Annotated in this window: 25 protein-coding genes; 14 read left to right on the top strand and 11 right to left on the bottom strand. The window is 61.5% G+C overall.

The window, feature by feature from the left end; all coding sequences use genetic code 11:
* Positions 1–4: 4 nt before the first annotated feature.
* The 3 genes from ACQ5BL_RS07240 to ACQ5BL_RS07250 all read right to left on the bottom strand — a co-directional run bounded on the left by ACQ5BL_RS07240 (position 5) and on the right by ACQ5BL_RS07250 (position 2,269).
* Complete coding sequence (locus tag ACQ5BL_RS07240; protein ID WP_430293001.1) at positions 5–769, bottom strand: DnaT-like ssDNA-binding domain-containing protein; 765 nt, start codon at positions 767–769, stop codon at positions 5–7.
* Positions 769–1,512, bottom strand: coding sequence for a Rha family transcriptional regulator (locus ACQ5BL_RS07245; RefSeq protein WP_430293134.1), 744 nt, complete (start codon positions 1,510–1,512; stop codon positions 769–771). The genes ACQ5BL_RS07240 and ACQ5BL_RS07245 overlap by 1 nt, the downstream gene beginning before the upstream one ends.
* Positions 1,513–1,648: 136 nt before the next feature.
* Complete coding sequence (locus ACQ5BL_RS07250) at positions 1,649–2,269, bottom strand: hypothetical protein (protein WP_430293003.1); 621 nt, start codon at positions 2,267–2,269, stop codon at positions 1,649–1,651.
* Positions 2,270–2,341: 72 nt separating this feature from the next.
* Between ACQ5BL_RS07250 and ACQ5BL_RS07255 the strand changes: the two genes are divergently transcribed.
* Positions 2,342–2,560, top strand: coding sequence for a hypothetical protein (locus tag ACQ5BL_RS07255; protein WP_430293005.1), 219 nt, complete (start codon positions 2,342–2,344; stop codon positions 2,558–2,560).
* Here ACQ5BL_RS07255 and ACQ5BL_RS07260 read toward each other — a convergent pair.
* Together ACQ5BL_RS07260 and ACQ5BL_RS07265 are read right to left on the bottom strand one after the other, a co-directional pair.
* Positions 2,536–2,715: a hypothetical protein gene (locus ACQ5BL_RS07260; protein ID WP_430293006.1), complete on the bottom strand. Its 180-nt coding sequence runs from the start codon at positions 2,713–2,715 to the stop codon at positions 2,536–2,538. The two genes, ACQ5BL_RS07255 and ACQ5BL_RS07260, sit on opposite strands and share 25 nt — an antisense overlap.
* Positions 2,712–2,963 carry a hypothetical protein gene (locus ACQ5BL_RS07265; protein WP_430293008.1) on the bottom strand — a complete coding sequence of 84 codons (252 nt, stop codon included), beginning with the start codon at positions 2,961–2,963 and terminating at the stop codon, positions 2,712–2,714. The genes ACQ5BL_RS07260 and ACQ5BL_RS07265 overlap by 4 nt, the downstream gene beginning before the upstream one ends.
* Positions 2,964–3,044: 81 nt before the next feature.
* On the opposite strand from ACQ5BL_RS07265, the gene ACQ5BL_RS07270 reads away from it, so the two are divergent.
* From ACQ5BL_RS07270 to ACQ5BL_RS07280, 3 genes are read left to right on the top strand one after another with little or no spacing between them, the layout of a single operon-like run.
* Positions 3,045–3,914: a S24 family peptidase gene (locus ACQ5BL_RS07270; RefSeq protein ID WP_430293010.1), complete on the top strand. Its 870-nt coding sequence runs from the start codon at positions 3,045–3,047 to the stop codon at positions 3,912–3,914.
* 55 nt (positions 3,915–3,969) lie between these two features.
* Entirely contained in the window at positions 3,970–4,272 is a 303-nt protein-coding gene (locus ACQ5BL_RS07275) for a hypothetical protein (protein ID WP_430293011.1), read from the top strand.
* Positions 4,259–5,029 carry a hypothetical protein gene (locus ACQ5BL_RS07280; RefSeq protein ID WP_430293013.1) on the top strand — a complete coding sequence of 257 codons (771 nt, stop codon included), beginning with the start codon at positions 4,259–4,261 and terminating at the stop codon, positions 5,027–5,029. Before ACQ5BL_RS07275 ends, ACQ5BL_RS07280 begins: the two co-directional genes overlap by 14 nt.
* Positions 5,030–5,284: 255 nt before the next feature.
* Here the strand turns inward: ACQ5BL_RS07280 and ACQ5BL_RS07285 are convergent, their stop codons facing one another.
* Complete coding sequence (locus ACQ5BL_RS07285) at positions 5,285–5,623, bottom strand: DUF1654 domain-containing protein (protein ID WP_430293015.1); 339 nt, start codon at positions 5,621–5,623, stop codon at positions 5,285–5,287.
* A 511-nt stretch (positions 5,624–6,134) separates the two neighbouring features.
* The gene (trbK, locus tag ACQ5BL_RS07290) at positions 6,135–6,347 is read right to left on the bottom strand and encodes an entry exclusion lipoprotein TrbK (RefSeq protein WP_430293017.1); all 213 of its coding nucleotides are present in this window, start codon (positions 6,345–6,347) and stop codon (positions 6,135–6,137) included.
* An 879-nt stretch (positions 6,348–7,226) separates the two neighbouring features.
* Between trbK and ACQ5BL_RS07295 the strand changes: the two genes are divergently transcribed.
* Genes ACQ5BL_RS07295 through ACQ5BL_RS07305 form a run of 3 tightly spaced genes read left to right on the top strand, consistent with a single transcriptional unit; the run spans position 7,227 to position 7,968 of the window.
* The gene (locus ACQ5BL_RS07295; protein WP_430293019.1) at positions 7,227–7,487 is read left to right on the top strand and encodes a hypothetical protein; all 261 of its coding nucleotides are present in this window, start codon (positions 7,227–7,229) and stop codon (positions 7,485–7,487) included.
* Positions 7,487–7,801, top strand: coding sequence for a hypothetical protein (locus tag ACQ5BL_RS07300; protein ID WP_430293021.1), 315 nt, complete (start codon positions 7,487–7,489; stop codon positions 7,799–7,801). Before ACQ5BL_RS07295 ends, ACQ5BL_RS07300 begins: the two co-directional genes overlap by 1 nt.
* Positions 7,798–7,968, top strand: coding sequence for a hypothetical protein (locus ACQ5BL_RS07305; protein ID WP_430293022.1), 171 nt, complete (start codon positions 7,798–7,800; stop codon positions 7,966–7,968). Before ACQ5BL_RS07300 ends, ACQ5BL_RS07305 begins: the two co-directional genes overlap by 4 nt.
* Positions 7,969–8,001: 33 nt before the next feature.
* Here the strand turns inward: ACQ5BL_RS07305 and ACQ5BL_RS07310 are convergent, their stop codons facing one another.
* Genes ACQ5BL_RS07310 through ACQ5BL_RS07320 form a run of 3 tightly spaced genes read right to left on the bottom strand, consistent with a single transcriptional unit; the run spans position 8,002 to position 8,676 of the window.
* Positions 8,002–8,187, bottom strand: coding sequence for a hypothetical protein (locus ACQ5BL_RS07310; RefSeq protein WP_430293023.1), 186 nt, complete (start codon positions 8,185–8,187; stop codon positions 8,002–8,004).
* Between the two features lie 23 nt (positions 8,188–8,210).
* Positions 8,211–8,432: a hypothetical protein gene (locus tag ACQ5BL_RS07315; protein WP_430293025.1), complete on the bottom strand. Its 222-nt coding sequence runs from the start codon at positions 8,430–8,432 to the stop codon at positions 8,211–8,213.
* Between the two features lie 10 nt (positions 8,433–8,442).
* A complete protein-coding gene (locus ACQ5BL_RS07320; protein ID WP_430293027.1) occupies positions 8,443–8,676 on the bottom strand; it encodes a hypothetical protein in 234 nt (77 codons plus the stop codon).
* Between the two features lie 227 nt (positions 8,677–8,903).
* Here ACQ5BL_RS07320 and ACQ5BL_RS07325 point away from each other — a divergent pair, with 227 nt between their 5' ends.
* Genes ACQ5BL_RS07325 through ACQ5BL_RS07335 form a run of 3 tightly spaced genes read left to right on the top strand, consistent with a single transcriptional unit; the run spans position 8,904 to position 10,626 of the window.
* Positions 8,904–9,203, top strand: coding sequence for a hypothetical protein (locus tag ACQ5BL_RS07325; RefSeq protein ID WP_430293029.1), 300 nt, complete (start codon positions 8,904–8,906; stop codon positions 9,201–9,203).
* Entirely contained in the window at positions 9,200–9,595 is a 396-nt protein-coding gene (locus ACQ5BL_RS07330; protein WP_430293031.1) for a hypothetical protein, read from the top strand. The genes ACQ5BL_RS07325 and ACQ5BL_RS07330 overlap by 4 nt, the downstream gene beginning before the upstream one ends.
* Positions 9,596–9,597: 2 nt before the next feature.
* The gene (locus tag ACQ5BL_RS07335; protein WP_430293033.1) at positions 9,598–10,626 is read left to right on the top strand and encodes a DNA cytosine methyltransferase; all 1,029 of its coding nucleotides are present in this window, start codon (positions 9,598–9,600) and stop codon (positions 10,624–10,626) included.
* A 12-nt stretch (positions 10,627–10,638) separates the two neighbouring features.
* Here ACQ5BL_RS07335 and ACQ5BL_RS07340 read toward each other — a convergent pair whose 3' ends face one another.
* Positions 10,639–10,857 (bottom strand): hypothetical protein, encoded by a 219-nt coding sequence (locus tag ACQ5BL_RS07340; RefSeq protein ID WP_430293034.1) that lies wholly within the window; start codon positions 10,855–10,857, stop codon positions 10,639–10,641.
* 416 nt (positions 10,858–11,273) lie between these two features.
* On the opposite strand from ACQ5BL_RS07340, the gene ACQ5BL_RS07345 reads away from it, so the two are divergent.
* Genes ACQ5BL_RS07345 through ACQ5BL_RS07360 form a run of 4 tightly spaced genes read left to right on the top strand, consistent with a single transcriptional unit; the run spans position 11,274 to position 12,908 of the window.
* Positions 11,274–11,726, top strand: coding sequence for a DUF551 domain-containing protein (locus ACQ5BL_RS07345; protein ID WP_430293036.1), 453 nt, complete (start codon positions 11,274–11,276; stop codon positions 11,724–11,726).
* Positions 11,723–12,043 carry a DUF4406 domain-containing protein gene (locus ACQ5BL_RS07350; RefSeq protein WP_430293037.1) on the top strand — a complete coding sequence of 107 codons (321 nt, stop codon included), beginning with the start codon at positions 11,723–11,725 and terminating at the stop codon, positions 12,041–12,043. The genes ACQ5BL_RS07345 and ACQ5BL_RS07350 overlap by 4 nt, the downstream gene beginning before the upstream one ends.
* A complete protein-coding gene (locus ACQ5BL_RS07355; protein ID WP_430293039.1) occupies positions 12,040–12,552 on the top strand; it encodes a hypothetical protein in 513 nt (170 codons plus the stop codon). The genes ACQ5BL_RS07350 and ACQ5BL_RS07355 overlap by 4 nt, the downstream gene beginning before the upstream one ends.
* Positions 12,549–12,908: a hypothetical protein gene (locus tag ACQ5BL_RS07360; protein ID WP_430293041.1), complete on the top strand. Its 360-nt coding sequence runs from the start codon at positions 12,549–12,551 to the stop codon at positions 12,906–12,908. The genes ACQ5BL_RS07355 and ACQ5BL_RS07360 overlap by 4 nt, the downstream gene beginning before the upstream one ends.
* Positions 12,909–12,924 lie beyond the last annotated feature (16 nt).

Raw genomic sequence — 12,924 nt, forward strand, 5'->3', positions numbered from 1 at the left:
CGGTTCATTGCGGAGCCCCCGCCAGCCAGCCGGTGGAGTCAAAATCGACCGGTTCGCCGGACCGCACGGCGCGCAGGTGAGGCGCCTTGCCAGCATCCCTGGCCACGTCACGGCGCACCCAGCCGACAAGCTGACCAACCCAACCGGCAGGAAGGTCAGCGGTGCCGCGGCTGTGGTGGTGGACGCGGAAGGCTCCGATCACCCTCTCGTCGAACAGAGCCAGGCTCAGGCCGGCGCTGAAGGCATAGGCCTTGAGGGTCTTCTGGTCAGGCTCCCAGTCGAGCGTCATCGGCTGGGCGCCGCCCTGGCTGGCTTCCGCACCAGTGTCGCCCGCGTCAGTGTTTGTTTGCTCTTTACTCTTCTCTTCTCTGGTCACGCTGTTGTCACGCTCGTTGCGTGACGCTTGCCCCGCTTCTTCCGTGACTTTTGCGCGCCGCTTTTCCTGACGATTCTTCGCCAGCCCGCGTGCCTTGGCGCTTTCACCGTTGTGACGGTCGAAGTTGGGGAAGCGGATGCCCTCGCCATCGATGACCAGCCATCCGACCTGAGTGAGCGCTTCGGCGAAGCCATCGCACTGCACGTACCGATTGAGCCACCGAACTGTCACGCCAACAGCGTGACCATCGCGTGACTGACTGTCGGCCCAGCTCCACAGGTGATGGAGACGGCCGACCACGGAAAACTCGTCCAGGCCGAGGCGATCCGCCATCGCAATCACCGCAGGGTCATCTGCCAGCGCGGTGCGCATCTTGATCCAGTCGCCGGCCATCAGATTGCCCCCCGGGTAGCGAACTCTTCGGTCACCACGGTGCGGCGCACCAACTGAACCGGCGCGGGGATCTGGCCGACAATCGCGGGCCGGTCCTCAAGCAAGAGTGCCCCCATGCCGTGCAGTAAGCGCTCGCAGATGCCGTCGACCACGGCATTGAACTGCGGAACCGTCTCAAGCCCGCGACTCTGGCATTCCTCGAAGATGCGCCGCTCAGCAAGGCTGATCTGGGCCAGGGCGTGGTGGCTCATCTTGTCGCGGGGCGTGCCGCTCTCGATGCCGTAGAGCTTGCGGAGGCTCTTCGCGCTTCCAACAACACCGCCAGTCAGAGCCTTGTAGATGCGATTGGTGGCGTTCTCATGCGCCCAGCGCTTCTGGTTGTCGCTACCGTCCAGCGTCGATATGTAGTCGTGCAGGCCCTTGAACATCGCCTTGCCGATCCTGCGAGCTTCCAGCCAGGCCGGATCTGGCCCTTTGAATGCCGCCATCGCAGCAGCTTGCTCCTCGAGCTCTCGCCAGCGCCGGATCACCTTCATCCGCAGTGGCGCGCTATAGCCTGTCAGGAGGCAGTCGGTGTGGTCGCGATCCAGCAAGTACTCGGTCTGCTCCCGATTCATGCTGTCGCGGTAGATGTGAGCAAAACTGCTCACATCTTCTTCCAGGGCATCGAGCATGACCTGGATGTCCCGCTTCACGTCAGGGTGGCGCTTACCAGTCAGCTCCGCGAGTTCGCGGCTGCTCATGGTAATCGGGCGCGCCACGTTTTTCGTTACTCGATTTCGTGGCGCGGCGTTGTCAGTTCCAGTGGTGGTGTGCATACTGCCTCCTGATGATCTGAACCCCGGCGCCGAGTCCCCACTCCTGCCGGGGTTTGTTTTTTCAGCGGACCAGTGACAGCGCCTGAGCGCCTGCGTGGACCGCCAACTCGCTCTCGGCCTTGCGGCGCAGACCGCACGCAACGCCCTCTACCGCCAGCAGGCGGGCAATGAACTCCGGAAGGTGCGGCAGGTCGGTCGCATCGATCTTCCCGTCTGCGAGAACCTCGCTCCCCAGCTCGACGGCCTGGCCAAGGCGGGTCACCAGTTGTGCGAAGGCGCCAACCGGGCAGGCTTCAACGGCCGATGCGCGGGCGCCGACCAGGCCATAGCGCGCAGCAAGTTCATTCACGCAGCGCTCCCGCCACTGAGGCTCCAGGGCTGCTACCCACCCCTCCTCCATCCAGCTCGGCAGCTCCTGCTCGCTCGCCAGCAGGCGCTGAACGCGCTTCAGCCAGCGGCCAGTCGCCTTGATGAACTCGCCCACGTCGGTCTTCAGCTCGTCCGACTCGAAGTCAGGCACGCGCTCGGCCTTCGCCTTGGCGGGGCACATCGAATAGAGGGAGCGGCTCAGCGCCTGGGCGAAGTCGTCCTGGCTCAGGTTGGTGCGCGCGATCTGGTCGGCGGCGTAGGCCACCAGCACCTGGTCGCGGGAGAGTTCTTGTCTGGAATTGGACGTTTTCACGTTGCGCTCCTGGTCCTAACCTGCCCCCATCAAAGAGGCCTTCTTGTTGGAGGCCAGCGGAGGGAATCGCCCGTGCGCCAGCCATCTATCCATCACCTACAGGGCCAACTGCTCGCCCTTCAGGCTCAACTCAATGCAGTCCTTGCCTCGATGCCGGAAGTGGTCCGTGCATCAGTGCAGGAACACCTGCAGCGCCAGGTAGACCTGGCCAGGGTCGACATCATCAGCACCGAGTGGTCAGGGCCGGTGATGCCGGGGTTCGAGGCTCAGCTCGAACTGGTGTCGTCGTGATCGGTTGGGCCGCCCTCGCCTGCTGCCATGTCCTCGCGCAGTTGCATCAGGTCTTTCGCCAAGGTGAGCAGGCTCTGGACCTGCGCCAGCAAACGCTCCTCAAGTACTCGGAGTCGCTCTTCGGGCGCCGCATCTCGCGAAAGGATGGAGCTCACTGGCAGCCCTCCATGGCTTTCGTCTTTGGGGTCGAGCTCGCGCGGAGAGCTGCCGGATCAACGCCTTCACCGCGCTCAGCGGCAAGACGCGCAATCTGCTCGGCATATCGAGTCTCGCCGGTGTACTCGGTACGGGGCAGGCAGCCAGACGCGACCCACTTATAGATGGCGCGTGGGCTTACCTCGCACGCTGCAGCCACGGCAGGGACTCCGCCGGCGTCATCAATTGCTTGCTTCAGCTGGCTCATGAGCCCTCCGCAAATTATGAACCATAAGTACATATTAGATCGGAACTGAAAGTACACGCAAGCGCATGGGATAGTGAACCTATGGTTCAGTCATCGAATATTCGGCAGGCCTTCGTCGCCCGCCTCAAGCAAGCCTCGGCCACAGCAGGCATTCCTGACTGGGGGCTTGGCGCTCGCCTCGCAGATATCGCCAAAGTCACGCCGAAAGCGGCGAGCAAGTGGCTGAACATGGAGAGCATGCCGGGCCGCTCCAACATGCAGGCGATGGCCAATGCATTTGGTGTTCGCGTCGAGTGGCTTGAATATGGAGAGGGCGAGATGCGGGATGGCGCAGAAGCGCCGCTATCCACACCGCAGGCCACGAAGTCGTCCGCGGCAGACATCGTGTTCAAGATGTTGGAGAAGCACGGCAAAGGACTCACCGCCGATGCTCGGCGCAACATCGTCGAGGCCGTGGAGGCTGAGGAGTCTGCAACGCATGGCGGCAACGTGATCGTCGCCGACTTCGCGCGTCCCGGCCCGGTCGGCGACGAAATCAGCATCGCTCACTACGACATCCGCGGCGCCATGGGCAACGGCCAGGTACCGGCCGACTACATGGAAATGCTCCGCGACGTGAAGGTCAGCCAGGAGCAGCTGCGCAAGCTCGGCGTCACCTACGACGATCCGAACCACCTGAAGATGGTGTACGGCTGGGGCCACTCGATGGAGCCCACCATCAAGCATGCCGACCCGATGATCGTGGACATCAGCGTCCAAGCGTTCAACGGCGACGGGGTGTTCATCTTCACCTGGCAGGGGCACCTCTACATCAAGCGCCTGCAGGTACAGGATGCCGATCACTTCGACATGATCTCGGACAACAAGAAGCACAAGGATCGGGTCATCCGGATGGATGAGACCTATATCCATGCCCGGGTCCTGCTGGTCTGGAACTCGCAATTGGTTTAGGACGCTGAGCAGCGGATTCCCCGTCGCCGCAATTTTGTATTCACGAGTCAGAAAAATGACAGTTGAAACTGAGAAGCCCAAAGTTCCCAAGCTTGACCTTAAGAAGTTCCAAGCAGCTTTGAACGAAAAGTCCGTGCGTGACACCTGCCCGATGTGCGGAACCAATAAATGGACCTATCCTGGCGCCCCCAAAATTGTCGGCTTGTCTCTCCCGCATGGGGACATTGATGGGGAGCTTTATATGAGCGGCATGCCCGTCATCCATCTGATGTGTCAAAATTGTGGCTTTATGCGGCTTCACGCCCTAGGCCTTTACCGCGATTGCTTTGTAGAGGTCGATGCCGATGGCAACGATTGAGCAAGGCAACGGCTCTCAAATCAGCGAAGAGGCGATAAAGGCTCAATTTGGCAAGTATCTGACGCCAAAGCCCCGTAAAGATGCAGTTGAAAAAGGAGAAATAAGCCTCGAAGAGCTGTTGGCCACTTTTGAAAAAGAAGAACCTCGGCCCCATAATGCCCCCATGACTGAAATCACACGCGAAGAACTCAATGCCAAGCTTGAGGCGACGACTGCCAAGGTCGACGCAAGGCTTGCGTCTATTGAGAACACAGTCCGTGAGACACTTGCGGCAATTCGACAGGACTCTGCTGATGTTCGGCGCGAGATGGGCGAGCTCCGCGGCGAGATGGGACAGCTTCGAGGCGATATTGGCCAGCAGATTGGCAATTTTCGCGGTGACCTTGGTAGCGTATCTGGCGACCTCAAGGCTGTGAACCAAGAGCTAGCCGGGCTCAAAAATCTAAAGGGCAATATCTGGGGCGGAGTTCTTGCTGTTGTTCTTGCTGTCGTCGGGGCAGGTTTCACGATCTACTTCGGAATCAAGAGCGACAATCAGATGCTGGTTTCGAATGCCATTAGTAGCTTCGGCGCCGGCAGGGACGTTGCGACCGTTCAGGCTGGAATCACGCAGCAAGCTCAGGCCCTTCAGCAAGCTCAAGATAACCTCGCAAAACAGGCATCCGAAACTCAGGCCCTCCTCAAGCAGATTAACGAGAAGCTAGAAGCTCGCTCTGCCGAATCCCCTCCGGCTGCTGCCGGAAAACGCTCGAAATAGCTAAAAGCCCCGCAATGCGGGGCTTTTTGTTTCTGGCTACCTCTCGGGCTCCATGTTCCGCGCGGCCTGTCGCGCCTCGGCCAGGCTGGGGAATGGGCCCGCTCGAACACCCTCATCACTGAAGACCACCCAGCCCTTTTCGTTCTGCATGATCTTGTAGCCGTTTTCTCGGTAGATGTCTGGCCCTGCCATAAGCGTCTCCCGCTGGTGAGGTGGTATGACGATGCATGAGCCAGAGCGAAGCCACAAACGGTTTTAGAAAGGTGCCGGCTGATCGTGCAGGTACTGCACCTTGAAGTCGGCCGGTAGCTCCTCACCTTCTCCCTGGGCGCCCTCGCCCTCCTCCTCGCCTGGCTGCCATTGCAGCAGCACCGTACCGTCCTCGTTCCTGGTCATCTCCAGGCCGTCAGTCTCCGCCAACTCCTCCAGCACCTGGTTCCACGCCTGATCCGTATCGCTGTCCAGCCGCCAGATCGTCGCCCGGCGGTCTGCCTGTGCCTTCGGGCTACCAACCATCGCCGCCACCCTTAGCCGTAGACGATCCAGCGCGTGGATGCCGCTTCCCTTGGATGCCGAGACCGCTTGCTTCGTCATTGCCATAGCTCCTTGCTTTTACTGTACGCATATACAGTACTTCGACGCTGCGTCACCTTCAAGAACCGCTGGTTCGTAAAAAATAAAACCTCAATTAATCAATAACTTAGCAGAATGCTCAGAAAATATGTACTTTCGGTTCTTGCCGAATATGAACCATTGGTACATATTTGCACTGCGCCAGCACACCGGCGCCAGGCCACCGAGCCGCCCGCTCTTTAACAACGCACCGAAGACAGCACCTGCCGCTACCGGCGACCGGCGCACCCATCCGTAAGCGAACTGAGGAGCTGCAGGGTGGGGCGAGGCGAAAGCCGAACCGCGTGAATGACCCGGGCATGCAGGTGTGATGGTCGGCGCCGCCAGTCGTGGCGCCGACGTAAAGCATCACTGAAGCGCCTTCCCCAGAGGGCGCTTTGGGATGAGCAGCGCTGGAGCGCCTTGGAGAATGGATGGTCTGGAGTGAGAGGTGGCCTTCCCGATCAGGTAGGCCAAAGGCAAACCGCGCCGCTTACCAGGTCTTCGGCTCGGACTGCTTATAAGAACCGCGAGTCATGCACTTCTCTACCAGGCTCTCACGGGCCTTGTCGTCCGGCAGGGTCTTCCAGTAGTCGGGAGTGCAGTGCTCGTCTGAGACGGTGTACTTATCCCCTTCTTCAGCATCTGCCTTGCATCCAACCAGGGCAACAAAAGCGGCGATCAATACCCAAGACTTGTTCAGCATAACTCTACGTTCCATGTAGCGAGATAGGGCGGGCTTTGTAGCAAGCCTAAGCCGCAGGTTCAACTGGCAGTAATCAATACAACCCTGCTCTCAGCAGCTGTTCACCTTCACCCCACTCGACCGGGAACTTTAACACTGAGGGAGGATGCAGCCATGTAACCGACAGCCCTTGGTAGCCCAGCCACATGCTGGGCGAGCCGCGAAACGCTCACATACGGCGGTACCGTTGTGAGCAAGAAAGGCCTGCCGGGGCGGGCCTTTCACTAAGCACTATTCAGCTGAAAGGCCCCGCAACAATACGGCGGTAACTCCGCCAGCGAGCGATCCAATCACAGCGATGCTCACTGACGGGGTCATACGCAGCGCCAAGACACCAACAGTTGCGATAAGCCCTAACAGAGCCCCTATCAAGAATCGATATGCCAGAGGCGGCGGATCGTCCTGGTAATACCATCGAAGGCAAATCGAGTACAGAAGCCCGGTCACGAACGTCGATGGTCCACCAATGTAGTAAGCCATTGGAGCAGCGACCAACGGACCTATAAGAAGTCCCGTAACGGATAGGTTAACGCGGCCTCCAGGAACAAGTTCGCTAGCGAACACGACGCTCCAAACAAACAGGCAGCTGCCTATGAACGGGCCAATCAAAGCGAACAACACGCCGACCTTGATGCTCGCAAATATGGACCGAGACAGCCCCCGCTTCCTCGCGTCGCCTCGACATTCCATGTTCGCCTCCCGCGCTTCATCCATCCCTCAGTGTAGCGCCAACGCCCTACTTCCCTGACTCCCTTTCGACAGCACTCACCGCGGCGCCCATCGGCGCGCAGCCGCGCGCTCGAGTGCTGCCGAAAGGAAGCCACACCAGAGGACCGCACCATGCAACAGCTGATCACCCGACCGCAGCTGGCCCAGCTGCTCACCCAGTCCGCCGCCGCCCGCGCCGCCTTCGAAGAGCGCCGCACCGTGGTGGTGGAGAAGCCGGCCTACCAGGTGCGCCCGACCGGTCGCGGCTTCTTCCACATCATCGATACCGCCACCGGCAAGGTCGCCAGCTTCCGCCGCGACTATCAGCAGGCACTGAGCCGCGCTGAGCTGCTGACCATCCGCAAGCGGGACGACATAGGGGCGGAAGGCTGATGGCCAAGTCCCAGAAAGAGCGCAGCAAGGCCACCGCGGAGAAGCGCCAGCGCCTGCAGGAAGTGGAACTGCGCCACCGGGTCAGGCCCGGCACGCGAGCCATGCTCGACAACCTCATGCGCTGGCACGGCATCGAGGAGATATCCGAGGCGGTGCAGCTCCTGATCATGAATGCCCACGACCTGGGCCCGGAAGGCTCCGCCGCCCTCCTCGCTGTTCCGCGCCACGAATTCCAACCATCCGAAAACGTGGCGCGTCAGCTTCGAGAGCAAGGCCAGCGCGAGGCCGAACGCCTCGACCGGAGCGAAGCATGAGCCGCGATCCCCACGGCCGACTCGGCAACGCCGAGCTTGCCCTCGCCTACGAACTGCACATGAGCGGATACCTCTGGCGACACATCGCCAGCGGCGTCGGCATCAGCGTGCACTACCTGCGTGTTCGCATTCAGCAGGCCGAGCGCCAGGGCCTGCGCCAGCGATAACCCTTCACCACGCCATCCGCTGCACTCGCGGATTCAGGGAGATCGCACAATGCGGCCCTCGTGAATCTCCTTCACGAAGACTTCCAGGGTGTCGGCGTCCTGCTCCAGTTGGCCTGCCATCTCGCGAAGCTCGCGGGTCAGCGCCGGAAACCTTCTGGCGAGAAGGCTAAGTCGATCAGCTGTACCAGCGTTGTTGAAGGACGTGGTGCGAAGAGCCATGAGCAGTTGCTTCTCCGCACTGTTCACTGCAGCACCGCAATCCCGCCAGCCTGAGTGCGCTCCGCCAGCGTGCGCAACTTCGCGGCATCAGCCCGCAACAGTTCGACAACCTGCTGGACGCCAGCAGACAGACCCGAAGGCAGTTCCAATACGGCCTGCTCCAGCACGACAGCAGACGTCTCGTTCCGGAAGGCCAACTCGGTAAGGGTCACTCGCAGTTCTTCGGTAGCTCGATCCTGGGGCATATCGCTTTCCTCAGATGGGATGACGCTCACACCAGCGTGTCGCCATCGCGATGGCTTGGTGGCGCGCCTCGGCAAAGTTTTTCCACGGCCCGCTATCAGCGCAAACGATCTGGCCAGAAACCTTAATTAGCACCTCCTCTGGCACTGAGTCCGCTACTGCGCCCCACTCAAACACAATGATCGCCTGCGTGCCGTTCGGGTGAACGTAGTTGATCGGGCCAGGCCTGTCCGTGATCAGGTGCATGTCAGTGCCCTCGCTTGCCGCGAACCTGGATATCAGCAATAGCCCAATGCTGGCCGCAAATCCATTCCACCGTTGACGCCACATCCCTCCGCCGTCTCGCTCGACGAAGACCAGGCCGCGCGCGTGTTTGACGCCGTAGGCGCCTGGGATCAACAGGGGGCGGCGTAACCCATCACCATGCCATCCGCTGCACTCGCGGCGCGGCGGCGCTCTACCTGGAGAAAGCCATGACACTCCCCGTTCGAGCCTGCTCCGACCAGGAGCTGGAAGGCTACGCCGGCGTATGCCCGGAAGCAGCCGCAGAGCTTGCCCGACGCATCGCCGCCGGGCAGACCGACTTCGACTCGGAAATCGAAGACCTGCAGGGCCAGCTCCGCCAGGCCGAGTCCGAGGTGAGCGATCTGGAGGATGAGCGCCACGCAACCAAGCGGCGCGTGAACCAAGAACTGGCAAGGCTGCGCGATCTGCAGGCCTTCATCAACAAACGCATGGACGAGATCACCAAGGTGATCGAGGAGGCCTTGTGAGCACCTTTGCCGTATTCGGGATGACCCGCGACGTCGCTCTGGCGGACGCCAAGAAGAAGACCTCGACGAGCCGAACTGTCACCGACCAGCGCGGCCGCAAGGTGAGCGTCCCTATGTCGATGGCCGAATGGGTGGAAGCGGTCGAGAAGCGCGCAGACGAGATCATGGAGGGCGTGAAGACAAAGCAGCTCAGCCCCATGTTTGATAGCCCGCAGTTCGCCAACGACTTCATCGCCCTGGCGCGCCGGACTCTCGATTGCCGAGACATGCACATCAAGGCCCGCGTCACCCTCACCAACGAGAAGGGAGAGCCGCTGATCGACAAGAAGACCAAGGCGCCGAAGATGGGCTGGGAGCCCTACGGTGCGCAGCCGAACCGTAGCGCGGCGTGACCATGGCCGCCTACTACAACGAGCACGATGCCTACGCGGCTCAGTGGCTGCGAAACCTGATCGCCGCCGGCCACATTGCGCCGGGCGATGTCGACGAACGATCCATAGAGGACGTGCACCCCGATGACCTCCGCCCTTACACCCAATGTCATTTCTTCGCCGGCCTCGGTGGCTGGTCTCTCGCCCTTCGCCGCGCCAGCTGGCCAGATGATCGACCTGTTTGGACCGGTTCCTGTCCGTGCCAACCTTACTCCTCGGCAGGCACTGGATCTGGGTTTGATGACCCTCGCCACCTCTGGCCCCACTTCGGTTGGCTCATCGGCCAGCGCCGCCCTGGAGAAGTCCTTGGTGAGCAGGTTGCAAGCAAGGACGCAGAGCCTTGGCTCGACCTTGTACAAGCTGACCTGGAAAGAATGGCGTATGCCTTCGGGGCTGTCGCGTTCCCGTCTGCGGGCATCGGTGCGCCGCACATCCGAGACCGCACATACTGGGTGGCCCACGCCAACGGCAGCGCTAGCAGAAAAGGGCGTAAGGACATTCGAGGGGGGGCTGGTGGAAGCGATGCGCAGCCACGGCCCGGATCTGGCGGCCGCGTGCTGCTTGGCGGGCTGGGTCACACCCACGACGCGCGATTACAAGGACACCCCGGGCATGGTGGCGACCAGGGATGGAGCGGAGAGGCTCGACCAGCTCCCACGACAGGCGTACTTGGCGGGCTGGCCAACACCCGTGGCAACCGATGGCGTCAAGCAGGGGAATGTCACACCACGACCGGGTGCCATTGGACTGAGCGAGATTGTCTCGCTACTGCGGGAGCACCCGCAGCCGGCCCGGTTAACGGCATGTGGGCAGATGCTGACTGGCTCTTCTGCCGGGATGGACGGTGGAGGCCAGTTGAGCCCGGAACATCCCCGCTGGCTCATGGGGCTACCGCCCGAGTGGGACGCCTGCGCGCCTATGGAAACGCCATCAATGTTGAAGCGGCAACGCAGTTCATAGCCGCGTATATGGAAGCGCGGGGCTCGCCATAGCCCCGCCAATCATCACTCTATGGTGATGGTACGAGTGTGCGGCGGATAGACCGACATGCTGTCTCGTAAAACGTGCTGCTTAACCACGTTGCCTTCTGGGTCGATCTCATCGAACCAGTAGATGTCGGCGTCCTGCCCCTTACGTTGCTCCCGCTTAGAGTCGGTTTCGACAAGCTTGTTTTGTGCCGGGACGCCCAGCTTCCGCTTGTAGAAATCGTTATCGCTTTCCATTTTCAAAACTCCTTGATCCGGCCCCATGCCGGGCCATCCGAACCTACCCCACTCCATGCCATTGCGCCACTACGGCTCATGCCTGCGGAGCGAGTCCAGCGTCATCACGCCAAGCACCGCCTGGCATTCCTTATTCACGCAGAGCAACTGGTGGACTATCTCGAAGGTAACCGGATCGCGACGGACCTCCGCTGAAACGAAGTCGTGTCCACCACATCGCGGGCAAGTCGGAACGACGTCCTCCTGTCTTTCTCTTTCATCCATGAGGCTCTCCTCAATAACCGTGGAGACGCTAGGCCTTTGGCTATCTCAAAGGAAGCGCATACGGCGCCAGTCCCTGTGTCATTTCGAGCCAACGCAACAAATTGCCCTTTTCCAGAAACTCTTTTCCGCGCCAGCAAGCGCAAGGATTCGTCATGCCCGCAAACAACCATCCCGCCGACCAGACGGCAATCGAAGCTCTGCACAGTCGCCTGGCCGAAAACATCAGCGATCGCCTGATCGCCCTCCAGGATGAGGCCTACGCAATGGGCCGTGCCCGGGGCCGGCAGGACGGCCCTGTCTGGATCAGCGCCAGCGAGCGCCTGCCTGAAGTGAAGGAAGGCGATGAGCAGGAGGTGATTGTCTGCGTCCGCCGGGCGCACAACGGCCAGTCCTACGTCTTCTCCGCTCGATACCTGAATCAGTTTGCCCTCTACACCGAGGGACACCCTGATGCCGACGAGAACGGCTGCCTGATCTCCACCGGCTGGCACGACGTGAAGGAGCACTCCGAGTACGACGGCTGGTACTCGCCACTGATCGCCGTCGAAGGCGACGAGGTGACGCACTGGATGCCGCTGCCCGCAGCGCCTGGAGTTCCGGCATGAAGCGCATCTACCTCGCCGGCCCCATGACCGGCCTGCCGGAGTTCAACTACCCGGCCTTCCACGCCGAGGCCACACGCCTGCGCCAGCTCGGCTACCACGTCGAGAACCCGGCCGACCACGGCGTGATCGACGGCTTCGAGTGGGCCGACTACCTGCGCCTGGACCTGCAGAAGCTGATCACCTGCGAAGCAATCGCCCTGCTGCCGGGCTGGGATAAGTCCAAGGGCGCCCGCCTGGAGTACCACGTCGCCACCGAGCTGGGCATGCAGGTGCGTACCGCCAGCCAGATCACCGAACCGGCAAGGAGTGCAGCATGAATCCCCGCATCCTGAAGAAGCTGAGCAAGCGCGTTGTTCTTCTGGGGTTATTCGATCGCCACAGCCTGGATGTACAGGGCTACGGCCGAGAGGACTCCGAGTACCGCACGCGCGGCGCCAGCAAGAAGCTGAGCCACCGTGAGCTCGAGTATTGGCGCAAGGATCGGAAAGACCACCTACCCATGGGCGATATCTACACCCTCAAGGGCACCTACTGGGTGACCTGGGGGAATGGCGGATTTGACGGGGATGACTACTACAGCGCCGTCGCATGGGCTGCCGCCGAGATGCAGACGCTGGAGGAGATCAAAGACTCCCACCTCGATTGGGACGGCTTCGATGAAGTGAAGGACAGCTGGCCACAGTGGAAGGGAGGCACGCCGCCGAAGCTCCCTCGCAGTACACCGGCCCTGATCAGGGCAATCGAGCGACACGCCGCCGAACAGAAGCGGAAGGAAGAGGAGCGCCGACTGAAATGGCAGGGCGCCCTTGCGAGGAGCGCAGCATGACCGAGTTCATCGTGATCAGCGTCAAGCACACGAAGCGCCGGCACAAGGCGATCACCCTGTGGCGCCCCGATGATCGCGGGTACTGCTGGACTCTGGAGCGAGCCGGCCGCTACGAAGAGCAGCGAGTGCTCGAGCACCTTGGCTACTACAACAGCGGCAACTCCGACATCGCCGTCCCGCTTGCCCTGGTCGAGCGGCTGGTCACTCGCGTCGAGTACGACACCAAGGAGTTCGGCATCTGCCTGCCGAACAACGCGGCCACCTGGAGCCGTCTCACGGCGTCGGTGATTCGACCAGCCAAGCACCAGGTGGAGCCGGAGTACCGAGGTGCGCCGCGCAGGAAGGCAGCAGCATGACCCGCCCCACCTTCTG

Origin of the sequence: Pseudomonas sp. B1-22 (genome assembly GCF_050474425.1) — a bacterium.
GTDB lineage: Bacteria > Pseudomonadota > Gammaproteobacteria > Pseudomonadales > Pseudomonadaceae > Pseudomonas.